At 63.3% G+C, this 16402-nt stretch carries 15 protein-coding genes and 1 tRNA gene; 11 read left to right on the forward strand and 5 right to left on the reverse strand.

Translation table 11 applies throughout. The features are described 5' to 3' along the window. Nucleotides 1-1062 precede the first annotated feature (1062 nt). Entirely contained in the window at nucleotides 1063-2373 is a 1311-nt protein-coding gene (locus ACTUWL_RS07050; RefSeq protein WP_021076738.1) for a hypothetical protein, read from the forward strand. Nucleotides 2374-2565: 192 nt separating this feature from the next. Here ACTUWL_RS07050 and ACTUWL_RS07055 read toward each other — a convergent pair. Continuing rightward, nucleotides 2566-2640, reverse strand: a tRNA-Gln gene (locus ACTUWL_RS07055). Between the two features lie 214 nt (nucleotides 2641-2854). Between ACTUWL_RS07055 and ACTUWL_RS07060 the strand changes: the two genes are divergently transcribed. The 4 genes from ACTUWL_RS07060 (at nucleotide 2855) to ACTUWL_RS07075 (ending at nucleotide 8254) form a co-directional block, all read left to right on the forward strand. Further along, nucleotides 2855-4633 (forward strand): acyl-CoA dehydrogenase, encoded by a 1779-nt coding sequence (locus ACTUWL_RS07060; protein WP_021076739.1) that lies wholly within the window; start codon nucleotides 2855-2857, stop codon nucleotides 4631-4633. A gap of 979 nt (nucleotides 4634-5612) precedes the next feature. Further along, on the forward strand, nucleotides 5613-7013 hold the full coding sequence (locus ACTUWL_RS07065; protein ID WP_106939907.1) for a TadE/TadG family type IV pilus assembly protein: 1401 nt from the start codon (nucleotides 5613-5615) through the stop codon (nucleotides 7011-7013). Between the two features lie 78 nt (nucleotides 7014-7091). Then, nucleotides 7092-7589: a TadE/TadG family type IV pilus assembly protein gene (locus ACTUWL_RS07070; protein WP_021076741.1), complete on the forward strand. Its 498-nt coding sequence runs from the start codon at nucleotides 7092-7094 to the stop codon at nucleotides 7587-7589. Nucleotides 7590-7600: 11 nt separating this feature from the next. Then, nucleotides 7601-8254, forward strand: coding sequence for a TadE/TadG family type IV pilus assembly protein (locus tag ACTUWL_RS07075; RefSeq protein WP_021076742.1), 654 nt, complete (start codon nucleotides 7601-7603; stop codon nucleotides 8252-8254). Nucleotides 8255-8438: 184 nt separating this feature from the next. Here ACTUWL_RS07075 and ACTUWL_RS07080 read toward each other — a convergent pair whose 3' ends face one another. From ACTUWL_RS07080 to ACTUWL_RS07095, 4 genes are all read right to left on the reverse strand, one after another. After that, nucleotides 8439-8591, reverse strand: a complete 153-nt coding sequence (locus ACTUWL_RS07080; RefSeq protein ID WP_021076743.1) for a hypothetical protein — start codon at nucleotides 8589-8591, stop codon at nucleotides 8439-8441. A 9-nt stretch (nucleotides 8592-8600) separates the two neighbouring features. Continuing rightward, on the reverse strand, nucleotides 8601-9308 hold the full coding sequence (locus ACTUWL_RS07085) for a VOC family protein (protein ID WP_021076744.1): 708 nt from the start codon (nucleotides 9306-9308) through the stop codon (nucleotides 8601-8603). Nucleotides 9309-9347: 39 nt separating this feature from the next. Next, complete coding sequence (locus ACTUWL_RS07090) at nucleotides 9348-9548, reverse strand: hypothetical protein (RefSeq protein ID WP_199196565.1); 201 nt, start codon at nucleotides 9546-9548, stop codon at nucleotides 9348-9350. Nucleotides 9549-9773: 225 nt separating this feature from the next. Then, nucleotides 9774-10442 (reverse strand): hypothetical protein, encoded by a 669-nt coding sequence (locus tag ACTUWL_RS07095; RefSeq protein ID WP_021076745.1) that lies wholly within the window; start codon nucleotides 10440-10442, stop codon nucleotides 9774-9776. A 186-nt stretch (nucleotides 10443-10628) separates the two neighbouring features. Here ACTUWL_RS07095 and ACTUWL_RS07100 point away from each other — a divergent pair, with 186 nt between their 5' ends. The 6 genes from ACTUWL_RS07100 (at nucleotide 10629) to ACTUWL_RS07125 (ending at nucleotide 16282) form a co-directional block, all read left to right on the forward strand. After that, on the forward strand, nucleotides 10629-11519 hold the full coding sequence (locus ACTUWL_RS07100; protein ID WP_021076746.1) for a LysR substrate-binding domain-containing protein: 891 nt from the start codon (nucleotides 10629-10631) through the stop codon (nucleotides 11517-11519). Between the two features lie 25 nt (nucleotides 11520-11544). Next, entirely contained in the window at nucleotides 11545-12108 is a 564-nt protein-coding gene (locus ACTUWL_RS07105; protein WP_021076747.1) for a DinB family protein, read from the forward strand. Between the two features lie 61 nt (nucleotides 12109-12169). Further along, complete coding sequence (locus ACTUWL_RS07110) at nucleotides 12170-12358, forward strand: hypothetical protein (protein ID WP_021076748.1); 189 nt, start codon at nucleotides 12170-12172, stop codon at nucleotides 12356-12358. A gap of 200 nt (nucleotides 12359-12558) precedes the next feature. Then, nucleotides 12559-13320: a crotonase/enoyl-CoA hydratase family protein gene (locus ACTUWL_RS07115; protein ID WP_021076749.1), complete on the forward strand. Its 762-nt coding sequence runs from the start codon at nucleotides 12559-12561 to the stop codon at nucleotides 13318-13320. A gap of 79 nt (nucleotides 13321-13399) precedes the next feature. Continuing rightward, nucleotides 13400-15073, forward strand: coding sequence for a bifunctional metallophosphatase/5'-nucleotidase (locus ACTUWL_RS07120; protein ID WP_021076750.1), 1674 nt, complete (start codon nucleotides 13400-13402; stop codon nucleotides 15071-15073). Between the two features lie 282 nt (nucleotides 15074-15355). Then, nucleotides 15356-16282, forward strand: coding sequence for a histone deacetylase family protein (locus tag ACTUWL_RS07125; RefSeq protein ID WP_021076751.1), 927 nt, complete (start codon nucleotides 15356-15358; stop codon nucleotides 16280-16282). The last annotated feature ends 120 nt before the right edge of the window (nucleotides 16283-16402 follow it).

The raw sequence follows: 16402 nt of genomic DNA on the forward strand, positions 1-16402 counted from the left end.
TGCCAAATCATCGAAAGTCGACAACGTGAAAGCAGCACGGAAGACCGGGGAGACCGCTCGGGGCGGCGCCGGCGAAAGCCGGCGCTTTACCCTGGCGCGCGCGAGGGGCAGCGCCCCTTCAATGTCTTCATTCAAGAAAAAAGACGCAAAGCGGCCGTCGCCGCACCGAAGGTGCGGTGGTTAGGTGATAGCAATGGTGTGGTGCTCTCAAGCGTGAGATTGCTGGGCAAAGCAAAGGAAGTGTAATCAAGCCAAGAGTGACCAAATCAAAGAGCAGCCGACGAGAGGGCAGTGATAGCGACGCGGGCATGCAATGACCGCGGGCACCGAGGCGACTGCAGTTGCGAGACCGGTCTAAAATGGCACCCGAGCGCGGGACAGTGATAACGACGCCGCCATGCAATGACGGCGGGCCCGCGAGCGAGAGCCTCCGGCGAGCGACACATTATACTCTCGATTACCTGCGCGAGGGATCGAAGCCGGCCGGCCGAGACGCCGCGCGGCTTGGTCAACGAGAGCCCACCGCGGCGATAGCCGCGCGCGCTTATGCAAATGGCCGCCGCAGCGGCGAATAACACGAATATGATCGGCTTGACCTAACAGCGGCTACTCATACCTGGATAACGCAGGCGGCCGGACTTAGGCGGAAGATGTAGCTACTTTCCCTGGCTTGCAGTTGAGCAATTCCAGCGCGCCATGTTTGATTGCGATCAACAGCTCCGCTGTAGAACAAGCACCAATAGAGCCTTCTATGAGCAGCCAACCATCGCCGTTGCCTGGCATTGCTCATGATCTGCTTTATGTGACGTCAGCGTATTCGAGTTCAGTGATGCCACGTTCTTCCATCATCCCAAGCGGCTCTTGGCCTCGTCGTATGCCAGCTGCAATCGCAGCAGGATATTGCGGAGAATCTTCCGTCGAAGCATTTCTCAAACGAGTCGGCATCGAGTATCCTCAACCACGGATCAAGGAAGGAAGGCGTCAGCTGTGGTTGAGAGACGATCTGGACCGGGCCATAGCCCCGGATCTCGTGCCAGGCGACCTCGCCGAGGATTTGTGATTTTGGAGCGCCGGCTTCCGCGGTTCGTCGAAGCGCGCCGGTTAGCTAGTGGATCGATCGGCTTCTATTTCCGCATCCCGACGCATTACCGCAGGCTCGGCTGCGAGATGGCGAATGAGCCATTGGGTACGAACTACGAGGCGGCGTGCGGCGATGACAGCAAAGGCGGACGCGCCGCCACGCTCAATGCATTGTTCGATGAATGGAACGGCCAGCGCAGGGGCGAACCCATCGAGCAAGGCAAGATTGCACGCTACGGCAGCATCGATTGGCTGTTTCGGCAATACAAGACCGAGAAGGCCTACACCGAGAAGGTGTCACCCCGTTCGCGTCCAGACTACGAGCGTATCATGCTACTGATCTGCGATACGGTCGGAAAGAGCGAGCGCCGAATCGGAGAACGGCAGATCAGAGAGGTTACACCGCGAGCTGCCGACAAAATATACGAGAGGATCATTCACGGCCCGAACGGGCTGAGGCTGCGGCAAGGCGAGAAGGTGGTGGCCCTCTGCCGCAAGGTCTGGCGCATCATGCGACGCCTACATCCGGACTTGTTCGACAAGAAGCATCCCAACCCTTGGGACGATTTCACGCTCAAGAGCCGCACGAAGAGCAAGAAGCACGCGGTCACCCGCGAAGAAGTCTACAAATTTGCCTGGGGCTGCATCAAGGAGGCTCGGCCGGAGCCGGCAGCCGTCGCTGTCATTTGCTTTGAGTGGCTGCAGCGGCCCGAGAACGTGGTCGCCGGGTTTCCGAGCTGGCCGGATTATCGTAGCAAGAACTGGCCGCACGCGGTGAGGATTGAACACCATAAGAACAAGTCGTTGGTCTGGCATCCTCTCGAAGAGATCGTCGACGGCGAAGCCATCAAGTTTTACGCCGAGGTCGAGGAAATCCTGGGCTATCTGCCAAGGCTCGGTGTTCCCATGATCATGCGCAAGATCGAACGAGGTGAGCGCAAAGGCGATGCCAAGGTGTGGTCCTATCCTGGTATGGAGAAGGTCGTGCAGCAGATGCGCAAGAAGATCGATGGCGTGTCGGAGCTGTTTACGCTTGATGCCTGCCGGCACGGCGGCATGACCGAACTCGAGGAAGCCGAACTGACAGACGGTCAGGGCCGTGCACTCTCCGGACACAAAACGGCGCAGGCCTATCGTGGCTACGCCAAAGAAACGATGCGGCGGGCGCTGGCAGCAACGCGCAAACGTCACGCGCACCTTTTGGCGCAGAAGCAACTCGAACAAGCAGATGCCAACGCGGGTGAGCCGAGCATGATGAGCGGTGACGGCGTGACGCGACGGAATGCGTCATAGCGAGCCCACGCTTATTCCATCGCAGCCAAATTTTGAACGTCGCTCACGGATCGCGACTCGACGCAGTTGCGCACCGTTGCCGAAACAAAATAGGCACGGATTTCCAAATGACGGGGCAAATTCGCTTCCAAACGCCCCGAAATGGCTGCTCAAGCCACGCCAATTATGCCAACAAAATCAATGCTTTGAATATGGCTGGGGCGGGAGGGATCGAACCTCCGAATGGCGGAATCAAAATCCGCTGCCTTACCGCTTGGCTACGCCCCAACGCGCCGATTGAAGGCCACGCCGGTCTATAGGGTGAGTCCCGCCATTTCAACAGGGCGGTGATCGAAAAGGCACGAAAGCCGCAGGACGAGGCCGCTCCGGTCACGCAGCGCCGCGGTGGCCGAGACAGACCGTACGATGTCCGTTCGGACAGTTGAGAGCCCGCCGGTTTCATGGGATGACGATTTGCAAACGCCTCGTCGGGAGTAACGCCATGACCTACCGCGCGCCGATCAACGATATTCTGCTGTCCCTCAATCATGGTGCGGGGCTCGCTGCCGCCGTGGCGGCCGGCCACTACGGCGATTTCGATAGCGAGATCACCGCTGCGGTATTGGAAGAAGCCGGCAAGTTCGCCGCCGACGTGCTGGCGCCGCTGAACACGGTCGGCGACGAACACGGCATCAAGCTCGACAACGGCAAGGTGACGACCGCACCCGGCTGGCCCGACGCCTATCAGCGCTGGACCGCCGCGGGATGGAACGCGGTGTCCGGGCCGGAAGCATTCGGCGGCCAGGGCCTGCCGCTCGCGATCAACGCCGCCTGCACCGAGATCTGGAGCGCATCGAATGTCGCCTTCGGCCTCTGCCCCTTGCTGACGTTGTCCGCAATCGAGGCGCTCGATGCCCACGGCAGCGACGAGCTGAAGAACATCTATCTCGAGAAGCTCGTCACCGGCGAATGGACCGGCACGATGCAGCTCACCGAGCCCAATGCCGGCTCCGACGTCGGCGCGCTGCGCACTCGCGCCGAACGCGCCGATGACGGCACCTACCGCATCAAGGGCACCAAGATCTTCATCACCTACGGCGAGCACGACATGACCGACAACATCGTGCACTTCGTGCTCGCACGATTGCCCGATGCGCCCTCGGGCACCAAGGGAATTTCCCTCTTCCTCGTGCCGAAGTTCCTGGTCAATGCCGACGGCTCGCTCGGCGCGCGCAACGACATCCATGCGAGCGGCGTCGAGCACAAGCTCGGCATGCACGCTTCGCCGACCTGCACCATGACCATGGGCGACAAGGGCGGTGCGATCGGCTTCCTGATCGGCGAGGAAAACGCCGGCATGCGCTGCATGTTCACGATGATGAACCAGGCCCGGCTCGGCGTCGGCCTCGAAGGCGTCGGCATTGCCGACCGCGCCTATCAGCAGGCGCTGGCCTATGCGCGGGAGCGCCGCCAGGGCAAGGTCGTCGGCCACAAGGGCGACGGGATGGATCCGATCATCGTGCATCCCGACGTCAAGCGCATGCTGATGCAGATGCGCAGCATGACGGCGGCGGCGCGCACGATCTGCTACGCCACCGCGGTCGCGCTCGACGTCTCGGTGCGCGCCAAGGACGCCAAGGTTCGCGCAGATGCCGCGGCGCGCGGCGCGTTGCTGACCCCGATCGCCAAGGCGTTCTCCACCGATATCGGCAACGAGGTCGCCTATCTCGGCGTGCAGGTTCATGGCGGCATGGGCTTCATCGAGGAGACCGGCGCCGCGCAGCATTACCGCGATGCCCGCATCACCTCGATCTACGAGGGCACCAACGGCATCCAGTCGATCGACCTCGTCACCCGCAAGCTCGGCGCCAATGGCGGCGCTTCGGTGTGGGCGCTGCTCGACGAGCTCAATGCCACCATCAAGCAGGTCGAGACCTCCAACGATCCGGCGTTCGGCACCACGGGCGCCAAGCTGCGCGATGCCCACGCCGCGCTCGAGCGCACCAGCAAATGGCTGCTCGAACGGCTGGCCGCCGCGCCGAACGATGCGCTCGCCGGCGCGACGCCCTATCTGCGGCTGTTCGGCGCCACGCTCGGCGGCTGCCTGCTCGCCGGCGAAGCGCTCGCCGCCAAGGCGGACGGCGCAGCCGAGCCGCAGCGTTACGTCGCGCTGGCGCGCTTCTTTGCCGAGAACATTTCGGTGCAGGCGCCGTCGCTGGAAAAGACCGTGACCGAAAGCGCCGAGGCGATCACCGGCGCGGAGGCCGTGCTGGCGGGGTGAGGGCTCCACGTCTCGCTCGATCCCACTCCGCGCCACATTCACAACCATCGTCCCTGCTTCCGCCTGCGCAAGCGGGGACGACAGTGAGGGTGTTGCACGCCTGGTGAGTCATACGCTCGCATTCTCGCGACATGTTTTGCCCGAGCCTTGCTGTTCGTTCCGCCCTCTCTTGAGCAGAGGGCGCAGGGAAAGCCGGGTGCCGATCGCACCCATGGGCCCCGAGCAATGGGTAGAAAGCTCGGGGGTTAGGACCACAGGTGTCACCGGAAACAACCCGGCTTTCCCTGCGCGATGGGTTACGGCTTACTTCGTGCTCTCCCCGGCGAGACTGGGCTTGCTTGTCACCGCCCGTGCATGACGCAACGCATCTTGCACGAAGACACCTGCCGTTAGGGCGTCAGGACCACACGACTTCACCGTCCGCCTCGTTGCACACTCGTCAGCTGCGCAATCGGCGTCCACCGCATCTCGACCCACGTTCGTGACGACCGCGAAGCGCCCCTCGTGCCGGGTGAGACGAGCGGACCATACACAGAGTTGTCATTACGATAAACCGAAATATTTTTGTCGACGGGCCTTGACCCGTCGGGCAACTCAGTGATTGAGCACGCCGCGTTCACATCGAGAACCGGCCGCCGGATACCCATTCCTGCGCTTCTGATCCTATGCGAGGCAAAATCCGCGTTTACGTGCATTGCATCGGTACACAACTTTTGGGTGCCGCTGGCGCCTGACGATGGCGATCGGTAAACAGGGAGCTAACAAACTAGGCTCTGTAAGCCTGGTGTAAGCATTCGTCAGCTTCGCGTAAGGGGGCCGGAGATTTTGTGGCGCTACCCGCTATTCCACCAACCGTGCGTAAGCATTGCTTAACGGCTTGATCTCCAAGACTCGCGGAAGCGCTGGAATACCTCCCAACGGCTGACAACGCGCCCGGCAGATCGCCCTGTTGAATCAACTGGTGATGCAGATGAAGTTCGTGATGCGCTCCTGGCTCTCTCGCTTCGGCACAGATCGCGGGGCCAACGTTGCCGTAATCTTTGCATTGGCGACGGTGCCGTTGGTCTACCTGTTGGGTATGACCACGGATTACACCCAGGCCCTGCGCAAGAAGAATCAGTTGGATGCCGCGGCGGACGCTGCGGCAATTGCAGCCGTGCGGCCTGCCATGCTGCTGCAAACGGATTCCACGGCCAAGGCCGCTGCCGCCGCCGTTTTTGCGTCCACAGCCAACAGCATGACCGGCTTGAGCTCGGTGCCGTCACCGACGATCAACATCGTCGATTCCGGGCTCCAGCGTACCGTGACGGTTTCGTACACCGCGCAGTCGATCAACAACTTCGGCACCCTGCTTCGCAGCGCGACCTGGGCCGTCGGCGGCACCTCGACGGCACGCGCGGCAAGCGCGCCCAACATGAATTTCTATCTGGTGCTCGACGACTCGCCTTCCATGGCGATTGGCGCGACCCAGAACGACATCAACAATCTGATATCTTACACGTCCAGCCAGCCATCCGCCTCGCGAAGCTGCGGCTTCGCCTGCCATGAAACGCATCCCAACCTCGACAGCGGCGCCAATTCCTCGAGCGTCGACAACCTGACCATTGCGCGCAACAACGGCGTCACCTTGCGCATCGATCTCGTGGTGAATGCCGTCAATCAGCTGCTCGTTTCATGGGCGAACTGCCCGCAGACCAGCGTTTCGGGCGGCGTCATGCAATGCATGTCGGCCCTGAACAACACCACCTACAAGGCCGGCCTCTATACCTTCGACTACGGCTTCAACACCCTGCAAACGCCGACCAGCCCGACCACGGCGGGACAGGCCATTTCGAACATTCAGCTGATGACGGTCGACCACCAGAATTGCGTGATCTCGGGAAACTGCACCACGGACTACGGCACGGACATTGAGAACGCGCTCAGCAGCGTCAACAACATCATGCCGAATCCCGGCCTCGGCAGCAATCAATCGGGCGACACGCCGCAGGAAGTCGTATTCCTCGTCACCGACGGCGTCGACGACAAGATCATCTCGCTGAGCTCGTCCTGCAATGCCAACGCGGTACTACAGACAGTGGGCTCGAAGTTCCGGTGCCAGCAACCGATCGACCCAACGATCTGCACGACGATCAAGAACCGGGGTATTCGCATTGCAATCCTCTACACCGAGTATCTGCAGCTGAGCGACGGCTGGTACATGAGTCATATCTCCCAGTTCAACAACCCGTCCTCTTCAACCGGCCAGATCGCACAAAACCTGCAATCGTGCGCTTCGCCGGGCCTTTTCTCCGACGTTCAGACCGGTGGCGACATCTCGGCGGCATTGACGGATTTGTTCATCAAGGTCGCCTCAAGTACAGCCAGCCTCACGCAGTAAGAAAGCGCGGTGGTCCAGGTGACGATCCCAGTGACGATCCGATCGGTGAAGAGAATCCGAAATCGCTCCGGCGCCTTCATGAGGGATCGCCGCGGCGCCACTGCGGTCGAGTTCGCGCTCGTCGCGACGCCGTTTCTCGCCCTCCTCGTCGCGATCGTGCAGACGTTTCTCGTGTTCTTTGCGCAGGAGATGCTCGAAGGGGTGGTGCAGCAATCGAGCCGACAGATTTTGACCGGACAGACGCAATCACAACAGGCGACACAGACCGCCTTTCACCAGACCGTCTGCAATCAGGTCGCTGTACTGTTCACCTGCAGCAAGATCCTGGTCGACGTGCGGGTCGCCACCAGCTGGTCGACCGCCGATACGTCTGCTCTCATCCCGACGTATGACAGCCAGGGCAACGTCAACAACATGCAATTCAATCCGGGAAATGCCGGAGACATCGTCGTGGTCCGGGTGATGTACATGTGGCCGGTCTTGCTCGGCCCCCTTGGATTCAATCTTTCAAATCAGCCCAACAACACCCGGCTGATTCTGGCCACTGCCGCCTTCCAGAACGAGCCGGCCTCGTAGGATGTGATCCGATGACCAAGCTGTCCCTTCGAGCGCGGAAGTTCTGGATCGATACCGACGCCCTGGCGGCGATCGAGTTTGCCATGGTGTTGCCGTTCATGTTGCTGCTCTATGTCGGCGGCATCGAACTTGCCAACGGCATGGCCATCAACATCAAGGTCACCGCGGCCGCCCATTCCGTCGCCGACATGGTCTCGCAGAATACGCAAGTCAGCGCGAGCCAGCTGCAGAACATCCTCGGCGCTTCGACCGCGATCCTCGCGCCGTATCCGACGACCAGCAACGGCAACTCGCTCACCACCGTTACTGTTTCAGAAGTCTCCACGGACAGCAACGGCAAGGCGACGGTGCAGTGGAGCCAGTCCTACAACGGAACGAGCTTCGTCACGGGGAGACCGGTCGGTCAAACGATCGCGTTGCCTGCCTCGCTCGCCGGGACGCAGAACTACAATGTCTCGTTCATTCTGGGCGAAGTGTCCTACGGCTATACGCCAAATCTCGGCTTCACCATCAGCGGGACCGTGACGCTGAGAGACAGCTATTACCTGTTTCCGCGTTGTTCGACCAACAGCCCCGCCAACGCAAGCTTTCCGTACTATGACGTCAAACTGACGTCCTCGACGACCTGCACCTGCATCCAGCACCTGCAACAGAAGATCTGCTAGATCACGATCGGTTTCCAGGGAATCGTATCATGATCTCATCTCTTGAGCTCGGACAACCGTTTTCCGTTTTTCCGGATCGTGCTGCAGTCCCGCGCTCAGTCCGGTGCGTTGAGAAACAGCCGGACATCGGCGAGAAAGAGCTCGGCGTGCTGTGACTGCGCGCCGTGGCCGGCGTCGGGGCACATCACCAGATACGCGCCGCGCAATACTCAGCCAGCTCCGCAACAGTCGAAGGCGTCACGCCCGACGAACGGCCGATGCCGAAGCGGCGATAGGCCAGTTGAACGCCGCTCGCCTGGGCGAACCGGGTCGGCGCCGTTTCATGCGTATCGTTCATGGACAGACCTCACTTTCTTGCCGCCTCGTCGTCCGAAAGGCTGCCGACGATCGATGCCCGTCGGGACAATTCGATCCAGTTGCCATCGGGATCGAGGATCATGGAAATCCGCGCGACCTCGCCAAGCGTCACCGGCGCGAGGCCCTCGCGGACGCCCTTGCCGCGCAGCTCGTCATGCACGGCGTCGATATCAGCGACCTGCAACGTGATGTAGCGCCAGCCGCGCGCTTGCCTGATTGGATCGACGGTCGCAGCGCGATCTTGCGTCAGCAGGATGAGGCTGTCGCCGAGGCGGAAGGCCGCGCCGCCCGACCAGGATTGCTCGGTGAAGCCGAGGATGTCGCCGTAGAACCTGCGATGCGCGGCGAGATCACGCACCACCATCGCGACCGCGATCTGGCTGATGCCGTCGTATCCCGGCGCCACCAGGCAGACCCCGTTGCCGTCGGGATCGTGCATGTGTTGCGGCACGCCGACGCCCTCTTGCGCGATGATCAGTTCGCGATAGCCGCTCGGCGCGACCGCCGGCAGCGGCTCGACGTGATGATTGAGCTTGATGACCGAACCGTGCGCGTCGTGGCGGTACTGCTTCTGGCCGCGGCGGACCGGCAGCACATGATCGAAACGAAGCCCGGCATCCTGCTGCCAGAACCGCAGCATCGGCTCGAGATTGTTGGTGGAAAGGCCGACGTCGATGACGTTCTTGGCGAGTTGCATGTCCGGCCTCCCTCAGCCGCCCGCGCGCTCGCAAGCTGCTCAGTCCGGGAAGCGATCACCAAATATCGGCAAGCCGCTGCGTGACTGTGCGCGCGTCGCCTCATCCTGGATGACATCCCGATGCTCGGCAAGGATGTCGCCCTGCATGCGCACGATATCGGCGACGGCCCAGGCCGCCGGCTGGCCGTGGCCGCTGAACCTGCCGTGCAGAATGATGAAATCGACGGTCGCCGCCGCCAAATGGTTCTCGTGGCGCAAACGTCGCGGGCCAGTCCTTGACCAGGCCGAACAGCCCGTCGCGGCCGGGCGGAATATGCGCGCTGTGCTGGATGTAGCGCGGCCACCGGAATCGCTCGGCGGCGACATAGTCGCGCTTGTTGAACGGGGTATCGAACGCGTTCAGCACGATCCCGGGGCGGTGATCTTCGGCCGGCGCGTTCATGGCGAGGCTTCCTTGACGAGGGGTTACTTGCGGACCAGCGGGATCTGCAGATTGGTCGGGCGGTTCTGCTCGGTGTCGAAGCCGCGGCCGTCGACATTGCGGGCGCCCCAGAACAACAGGTCGCCCCTGAGATAAACCAGGTCGTATTCCATGAAATTGGCGCCTTCCTTCAATCCGAAGGGCGCGAACGACTTGCCGAAGATGCTCTGCGGCGCGTCGACCGCCCACGGCGCATAGCCGGTGGAGGCGACCTTGTTGAGCACGTCGGCAAAACCCTGCGCCAGCGGCGTGACCTCATAGGCTTCGTCCGCCGTGAAATCGACCTTCTGCGCGCCTGGCGCAATCGGATGCGCGCCCTGCCACTGCATGTGCCCGACGATCCTGATGCGCGCCAGCGGCACCTTGCCGTAGGGATCGGCAGAGTTGACGACCACGAGTTCGAAGCGATCGGAGGACTGATAGACGAAGGCGCGCTTGAGATAGAACGGCTTGATCGAGCCGTCCGGGTTCTTGCTCGGCCGTATCTCGGGCGCGATGCTCTCCCAGTTGCCGGCAAGTGCCTGCTTGATCGTCGCGACGTCCTGTTCCATGGCGCCAGTCCTTGGTTGATTGCCGGGAGATTGCGCAGCAGCGCCGCCGAGCCCCGCCAGCACCAGCAGCGACACCAGCAACGCTCCGTAACCTGTCCGCATGCGCAAGCTCCGTCTCGGCGACGTTCGGGCCCTCTGCCCGCAAGGCAGAGCCCACAACGCGAATTGCGCTTCGCTATAGACAGCGCTGGCCGGCTTGAAAAAGACTTTGTAAGCTGGCCCCATGCCTGCGAGACATGACACGAGATTTGGCAGCGGGATCTTCCAGGCAGCGATCGGGAGACTGTGATGGAGCTCCGGCATCTGCGCTACTTCGTTGCCGTGGCCGATGCGGGCAGCCTGACCGTTGCCGCCGAGCAGAAGCTCCACACCTCGCAGCCCTCCCTGAGCCGGCAGATTCGCGATCTCGAGGAGGAAGTCGGCGTTCAACTGCTGAACCGCGGCGCGCAGGGCATCGAGCTGACCGCGGCTGGCAAGGCGTTTCTCGACCATGCCCGGATGGCGCTGCTGCAGGCCGAGGCCGCCAAGGAAGCGGCGCTGCGCGCGGCGCAGCCGCCGAAGCCCGTGTTCTCGCTCGGATTCCTGTCGGGCGCCGAAATCGATCTGCTGCCCGAGGTGACCCGCGTGTTGCGCGAGGAATTTCCCGGCATCGATATCCGTCTGTCGAGCGACTATTCGCCGACGCTTGCCAAGGCCCTGATGCGGCGCAAGCTCGATGCCGCCTTCATGCGGGCCGACGACAACATGGAAGACCTTGCTTGCAAACGCGTGCGCACCGATCCGCTGGTGTTCGTGTTTCCGCGCGACCATCGGCTGGCGGCGCAGGCCAACGTCGCGCCGGAAGACATCGTCAACGAGACCTTCTTTCTGCCGTCCAGATCCGCGCCGGCGGTGCGCCGTGTTGTGCTGGAGTATTTCAACCGCGCCGGAATAGACATCAGGCCGGAGCACGAGGTGCATAATGTAGTGCACGCGATATCGATGATCACCTCGACGCATGCGGTGATGCTGCTGCCTGCCTACACGGCGCGCTATCTGCCCGACACCATCACCACGCGTCCGGTGCAGGGAGAGGCGCCGACGCTCGATCTCGTGATCGCCTATCACAAGGCCAACAAATCCCCGATCCTGAAGCTGTTGCTGTCGCGGGTCGGCCGGCTGGCCGGCGCGGCGGCCTGACACAATTAATTCAGTGAGGAGCGATATGCCGGCGAGCCTCGTTCAGACGTTTCGAGCCTTTGCCTACAACAATGCCTGGGCCAATCACCGCATGCTGACCGCCTGCGCCGGTCTCAGCCAGGCGGAGTTCGCGGCGGCCCGGACCGGGTTCTTCCCGAGCCTGCAGGCGACGCTGAACCACATCCATGTCATCGATCTCTTTTATGTCGACGCCCTCGAAGGTGGCTGGCTCGGGCCGGAGGCGTGGGCCAATGAAGTGCCCTACCCGGCGGTCGACGCGCTGAAAACCGCGCAACGCGCGATCGACCAGCGCCTGATCGCTCACTGCGACGCGCTGACGCCTGCACGGCTCGATGATGTGGTGAGGGTCAATCGCGACACGTCGGTACAGACCGAGCGCCGCGACCGCCTGTTGATGCATCTGTTCCAGCACCAGATCCATCATCGCGGCCAGGCTCACGCGATGCTCGCCGAAACCACCGTCAAGCCGCCGCAGCTCGACGAATTTTTCGCCGCCGGCGAAGCTCCGCTCCGCGAAGCCGAGTTCAGGGAGCTCGGCTGGAGCGAGGCCGCCGTGTGGGGCGGCTGAAAGGCATGTTGCGCGCGCCTGCTTCGATGCGCTCGGCCAGGTCGACGGCGCAAGGGACGCAGTGCTCTCCTCGCGCGTGCCGGTGCTGCTGTGGAACGGGCAGGACGACGGACCGCATGCGCCGATGCAGCGCTTCGCGGCGGAGAACGGCCTGTATGCGATGTCGGTCCCCGGCGATCATCTCGGCGCGCTCCTGCAGCACGGCGCCGCGATCGGCCGCGGCATCGGCTCGTTCGTCGGGCGCGGCTAGCACGTCAAGTGGCACGCGACGGCTCGGCTCGCTCGACGCACGCCGCCGACATCGCGGGATTCAGGTTGACTGCACTGCGCCGTTCTCATGCCCGCCTGCGGCGAAAAGCGGCCTGGAACATTTGGGGCATGGACGGGATCATGTAGGATAGCAGCACGATCTCCGCCGGCGACGCAGCCGGCCGCCCCTGGAACTGCTTGATGACCGCGCATGTCATAGTAACCGACGAAGCCGCCACGCGCGTGATCCGGCTACGCCGGCCCGAGAAGAAGAACGCGATCACCGAGGAGATGTTTCGCGCGATCAGCGAGGCGATCGACAGGGCGCAGAACGATCCGAGGATCCGCTGCCTGATCATCACCGGCGGCTCCGGCGTGTTCACCGCGGGCAACGACATCGAGGACCTGCTCACGCAGGGCACCTCGACCGGCGAGACGCCGCCCGCCTCGGACCTCGTCAAGTTCCTGTATTCGCTGGCCCACAACGTCAAGCCGATCATCGCCGCCGTCGACGGCGTCGCGATGGGGATCGGCACCACCATGCTGTTTCACTGCGACTATGTGCTGGCCAGCACGACCGCGCTGTTCTCGACGCCGTTCTCCAATTTCGGCCTGGTGCCGGAAGGTGCCTCCAGCCTGTTGATGCCGCGCACGATGGGTCACCAGCGCGCTTTCGCGATGCTGGTGATGGGCCGCACCATGTCGGCCGACGATGCGCGCGTCGCCGGCTTCGTCAACGCCGTGGTGGCGCCTGGACATGCCGAGGTCGAGGCGCACAAGATTGCGCGCGAGATCTGCGCGCTGCCGGCCGAGGCGGTGGCGATCTCGCGGCGCCTGATCCGGCTGCCGCCCGAGGACGTCGCCCGCCGCATCGAGCAGGAGAACCATCTGTTCAGCGAGCGGATGCGCTCCAAGGAGGCGGTCAGCGCCTTCACGGCATTCCTGGCGCGCCCCAAAGATTGAGCGAAGCGTCGGGATTGAAACGAAGCGTCGCAAAATTGTAGTGGCGTCGCGCCATGATCGTGTGTTCCATGGACAGGTCATGAGACAGCCCCGCCTGACACTAGTCGCCGCGCTCTGCGCGCTCGGCCTCGCCGCAACCGGCCCTTGCCTGGCACAGAGTGCCGCAGCGCCGGTGGACCTGCGCATTCTCGCGATCAACGACTTTCACGGCTACCTGCGACCGCCGCCCGGCGGCATCCGCATCACCGATCCCGCTGATGCGACCAGGAAGATCATGGTGCCCGCCGGCGGATCGGAGCGGGTCGCCACCGTGGTCAAGCAGCTGCGCGAGGGACACAAGAACAACATCTTCGTCGCGGCCGGCGACCTGATCGGCGCCAGCCCGTTCCTGTCGGCGATGTTCCATGACGAGCCGACCATCGAGTCGCTTTCGATGATGGGGCTTGCGATCTCCTCGGTCGGCAATCACGAATTCGACGAGGGCAAGGATGAGCTGCTGCGGATGCAGAATGGCGGCTGCCACCCGATCGACAAATGCCAGGGGCCGCATCCCTTCCTGGGGGCCAAATTCCGCTACCTCGCCGCCTCCACGATCGACAAGGCGACCGGCAAGCCGGTGTTTCCGCCCTACGAGATCAAGGAGTTCGACGGCATTGCGGTCGCCTTCATCGGCCTGACGCTGAAGAACACGCCGAACCTGGTGTCGCCGGCCGGCGTCGCCAGCCTCGACTTCCGCGACGAGGCCGAGACCGTCAATGCGCTGGTCCCCGAGCTGAAGGCGAAGGGCGTCGAGGCGATCGTGGTCTTGATCCACGAAGGCGGTTTTCCGACCGGCGACTACAATGAATGCCCCGGGATCTCCGGGCCGATCGTCGACATCGTCAAGAAGTTCGATCGCGCGGTCGACGTCGTAATCTCCGGCCACACCCACCAGGCCTATATCTGCGAGATCGACGGACGGCTCGTCACGTCGGGCGACAAATACGGCACGCTGGTCACCGCGATCGATCTCCAGCTCGATCCGAAGACCCATGACGTTATCAGCGCCAAGGCCGACAACACCATCGTGAAGATCGGCGGCACCGCCAAGGATCCCGAGCAGAGCGCGCTCCTGGAATCCTATGACCGGCTGGCCGCGCCGATCGCCAACCGCGCGGCGGGTTCGGTCACCGAGACGCTGTCGCGCACGCCCGGCGAGACCGGCGAAAGCGTGCTCGGCGATATCGTCGCCGACGCGCAGCTCAGCGCCACCAGCTCGGAGCCGAACGGCGGCGCGGTGATCGCCCTCACCAATCCGGGCGGCGTGCGCACCGACATCGTCAAGCGCGAGGACGGCGCGGTCACCTATGCCGATATCTTCGCAAGCCAGCCGTTCCGCAACCAGCTCGTGACGATGACGCTGACCGGCAAGCAGCTCAAGGACGTGCTGGAGCAGCAATGGGCCGACCCGAAGCGGCCGCGCGCCCTGCAGGTCTCGAAGGGCTTTGCCTATGCGTGGGATGCGGGCAAGGGTGACGGCGAGCGCATCATCGCCGCGCGGATGTCGCTCGACGGGAAGCCGATCGACCCGGCCGCGAGCTACCGCGTCACCGTGAACAATTATCTCGCCGAAGGCGGCGACGGCTTCACGGTGTTCAAGGAAGGGACAGCGCAGCAGTTCGGCATCTACGACGTCGATGCGCTCTATGCCTACTTCAAGGCCAACAGCCCGGTCGGCCCGACTGCCGGCAAGCGGATCGAGCGGGTCAACTGAGACACCGCATATGACTGTCTCCTCGTCGTTGCGGAGCACGAAGCGACGAAGCAATCCATTTTTCAGCTTGCGCGGAAAGATGGATTGCTTCGCGGAGCCTGTCATCGGGCGCGCATTCGCGCGACCCGTTGGTTCGCAATGACCGGGATAGCGCCGGGCTGTTGCCCCCGGCCGCCGTCCCGAAAAGGTGAGGGCCGGGTCAGAGCGGGCCCTTTCCGCTGGGCCGGTAACCGCCTACATTAGGGCGTCCTCGCACGCGCCTCCATTGCGCCGGGAAATTGCATGACACTGCTTCTGACGCACCCCGCCTGCCTCGATCACCTGACCCCACCCGGACATCCCGAACGCCCCGACCGGCTGCGCGCGGTCGCCGAGGTGCTTGGCGAAGACCGTTTCAAGGCGCTGGTGCGCGACCTCGCGCCGGAAGGCGACCTCGACACCGTGTTGCTCTGCCATGGCGAGCACTATGTCGGCGAACTGCGCCACATCGCGCCGACTTCGGGCATGATCTATATCGACGGCGACACCTCGATGTCGCCGGGCACCTGGGAAGCCGTGATGCGCGGCGTCGGCGGCGCCGTGGCCGCCACCGATCAGGTGATGGAGGGCAAGCACCAGAACGCCTTCGTCGCAGTGCGCCCGCCCGGGCACCACGCCGAGAAATCGACGCCGATGGGCTTCTGCTTCTTCGACAATGCCGCGATCGCCGCGCGCCACGCGCAACGCAAATACGGCATCAAGCGCGCCGCGATCATCGATTTCGACGTCCATCACGGCAACGGCACGCAGGACATCTTCTGGGCCGATCCGACCGTGATGTACTGCTCGACGCACCAGATGCCGCTGTTCCCCGGCACTGGCGCTGCCGGCGAACGCGGCGAGCACGACACCGTCGTCAACGCGCCGCTGGCGCCCGGCGACGGCGGCGCCAAATTCCGCTCCGCGTTCGAGAACCTGATCCTGCCGCAGCTCGAGAAGTTTTCCCCGGAACTCGTCGTCATCTCGGCAGGCTTCGATGCCCATCACCGCGACCCGCTGGCGTCGATCAACCTGACGGGTGAGGATTTCGGCTGGGTCACGCGCAAGCTGATGGATCTCGCCGACAAGAGCGCCGGCGGGCGCGTCGTCTCCGTCCTGGAAGGCGGCTACGACCTCGAGGGCCTGAAAGAGTCGGTAGCATCTCACGTCACCGCATTGATGGGCGGATAAATACCCGCCACAATACGCCCGCAAAAATTCGATTGATTCTGCGCCGGGGTAAGCATGGCCCGCGACGGGTCATGCTTGGACGACAAGATCCGATCACGGTCTGATCGGCGCACTGGGAAC

This window comes from Bradyrhizobium sp. WCU1, assembly GCF_053474805.1.

Excerpts from the sequence above, each read along its gene's own strand:
- ACTUWL_RS07080 (WP_021076743.1), bottom strand. The coding sequence starts at position 8,591 with ATGAACGATACGCATGAAACGGCGCCGACCCGGTTCGCCCAGGCGAGC.
- ACTUWL_RS07095 (WP_021076745.1), bottom strand. The coding sequence starts at position 10,442 with ATGCGGACAGGTTACGGAGCGTTGCTGGTGTCGCTGCTGGTGCTGGCG.
- ACTUWL_RS07075 (WP_021076742.1), top strand. The coding sequence starts at position 7,601 with ATGACCAAGCTGTCCCTTCGAGCGCGGAAGTTCTGGATCGATACCGAC.
- ACTUWL_RS07060 (WP_021076739.1), top strand. The coding sequence starts at position 2,855 with ATGACCTACCGCGCGCCGATCAACGATATTCTGCTGTCCCTCAATCAT.
- ACTUWL_RS07100 (WP_021076746.1), top strand. The coding sequence starts at position 10,629 with ATGGAGCTCCGGCATCTGCGCTACTTCGTTGCCGTGGCCGATGCGGGC.
- ACTUWL_RS07120 (WP_021076750.1), top strand. The coding sequence starts at position 13,400 with ATGAGACAGCCCCGCCTGACACTAGTCGCCGCGCTCTGCGCGCTCGGC.
- ACTUWL_RS07070 (WP_021076741.1), top strand. The coding sequence starts at position 7,092 with ATGAGGGATCGCCGCGGCGCCACTGCGGTCGAGTTCGCGCTCGTCGCG.
- ACTUWL_RS07125 (WP_021076751.1), top strand. The coding sequence starts at position 15,356 with ATGACACTGCTTCTGACGCACCCCGCCTGCCTCGATCACCTGACCCCA.
- ACTUWL_RS07115 (WP_021076749.1), top strand. The coding sequence starts at position 12,559 with ATGACCGCGCATGTCATAGTAACCGACGAAGCCGCCACGCGCGTGATC.
- ACTUWL_RS07085 (WP_021076744.1), bottom strand. The coding sequence starts at position 9,308 with ATGCAACTCGCCAAGAACGTCATCGACGTCGGCCTTTCCACCAACAAT.
- ACTUWL_RS07105 (WP_021076747.1), top strand. The coding sequence starts at position 11,545 with ATGCCGGCGAGCCTCGTTCAGACGTTTCGAGCCTTTGCCTACAACAAT.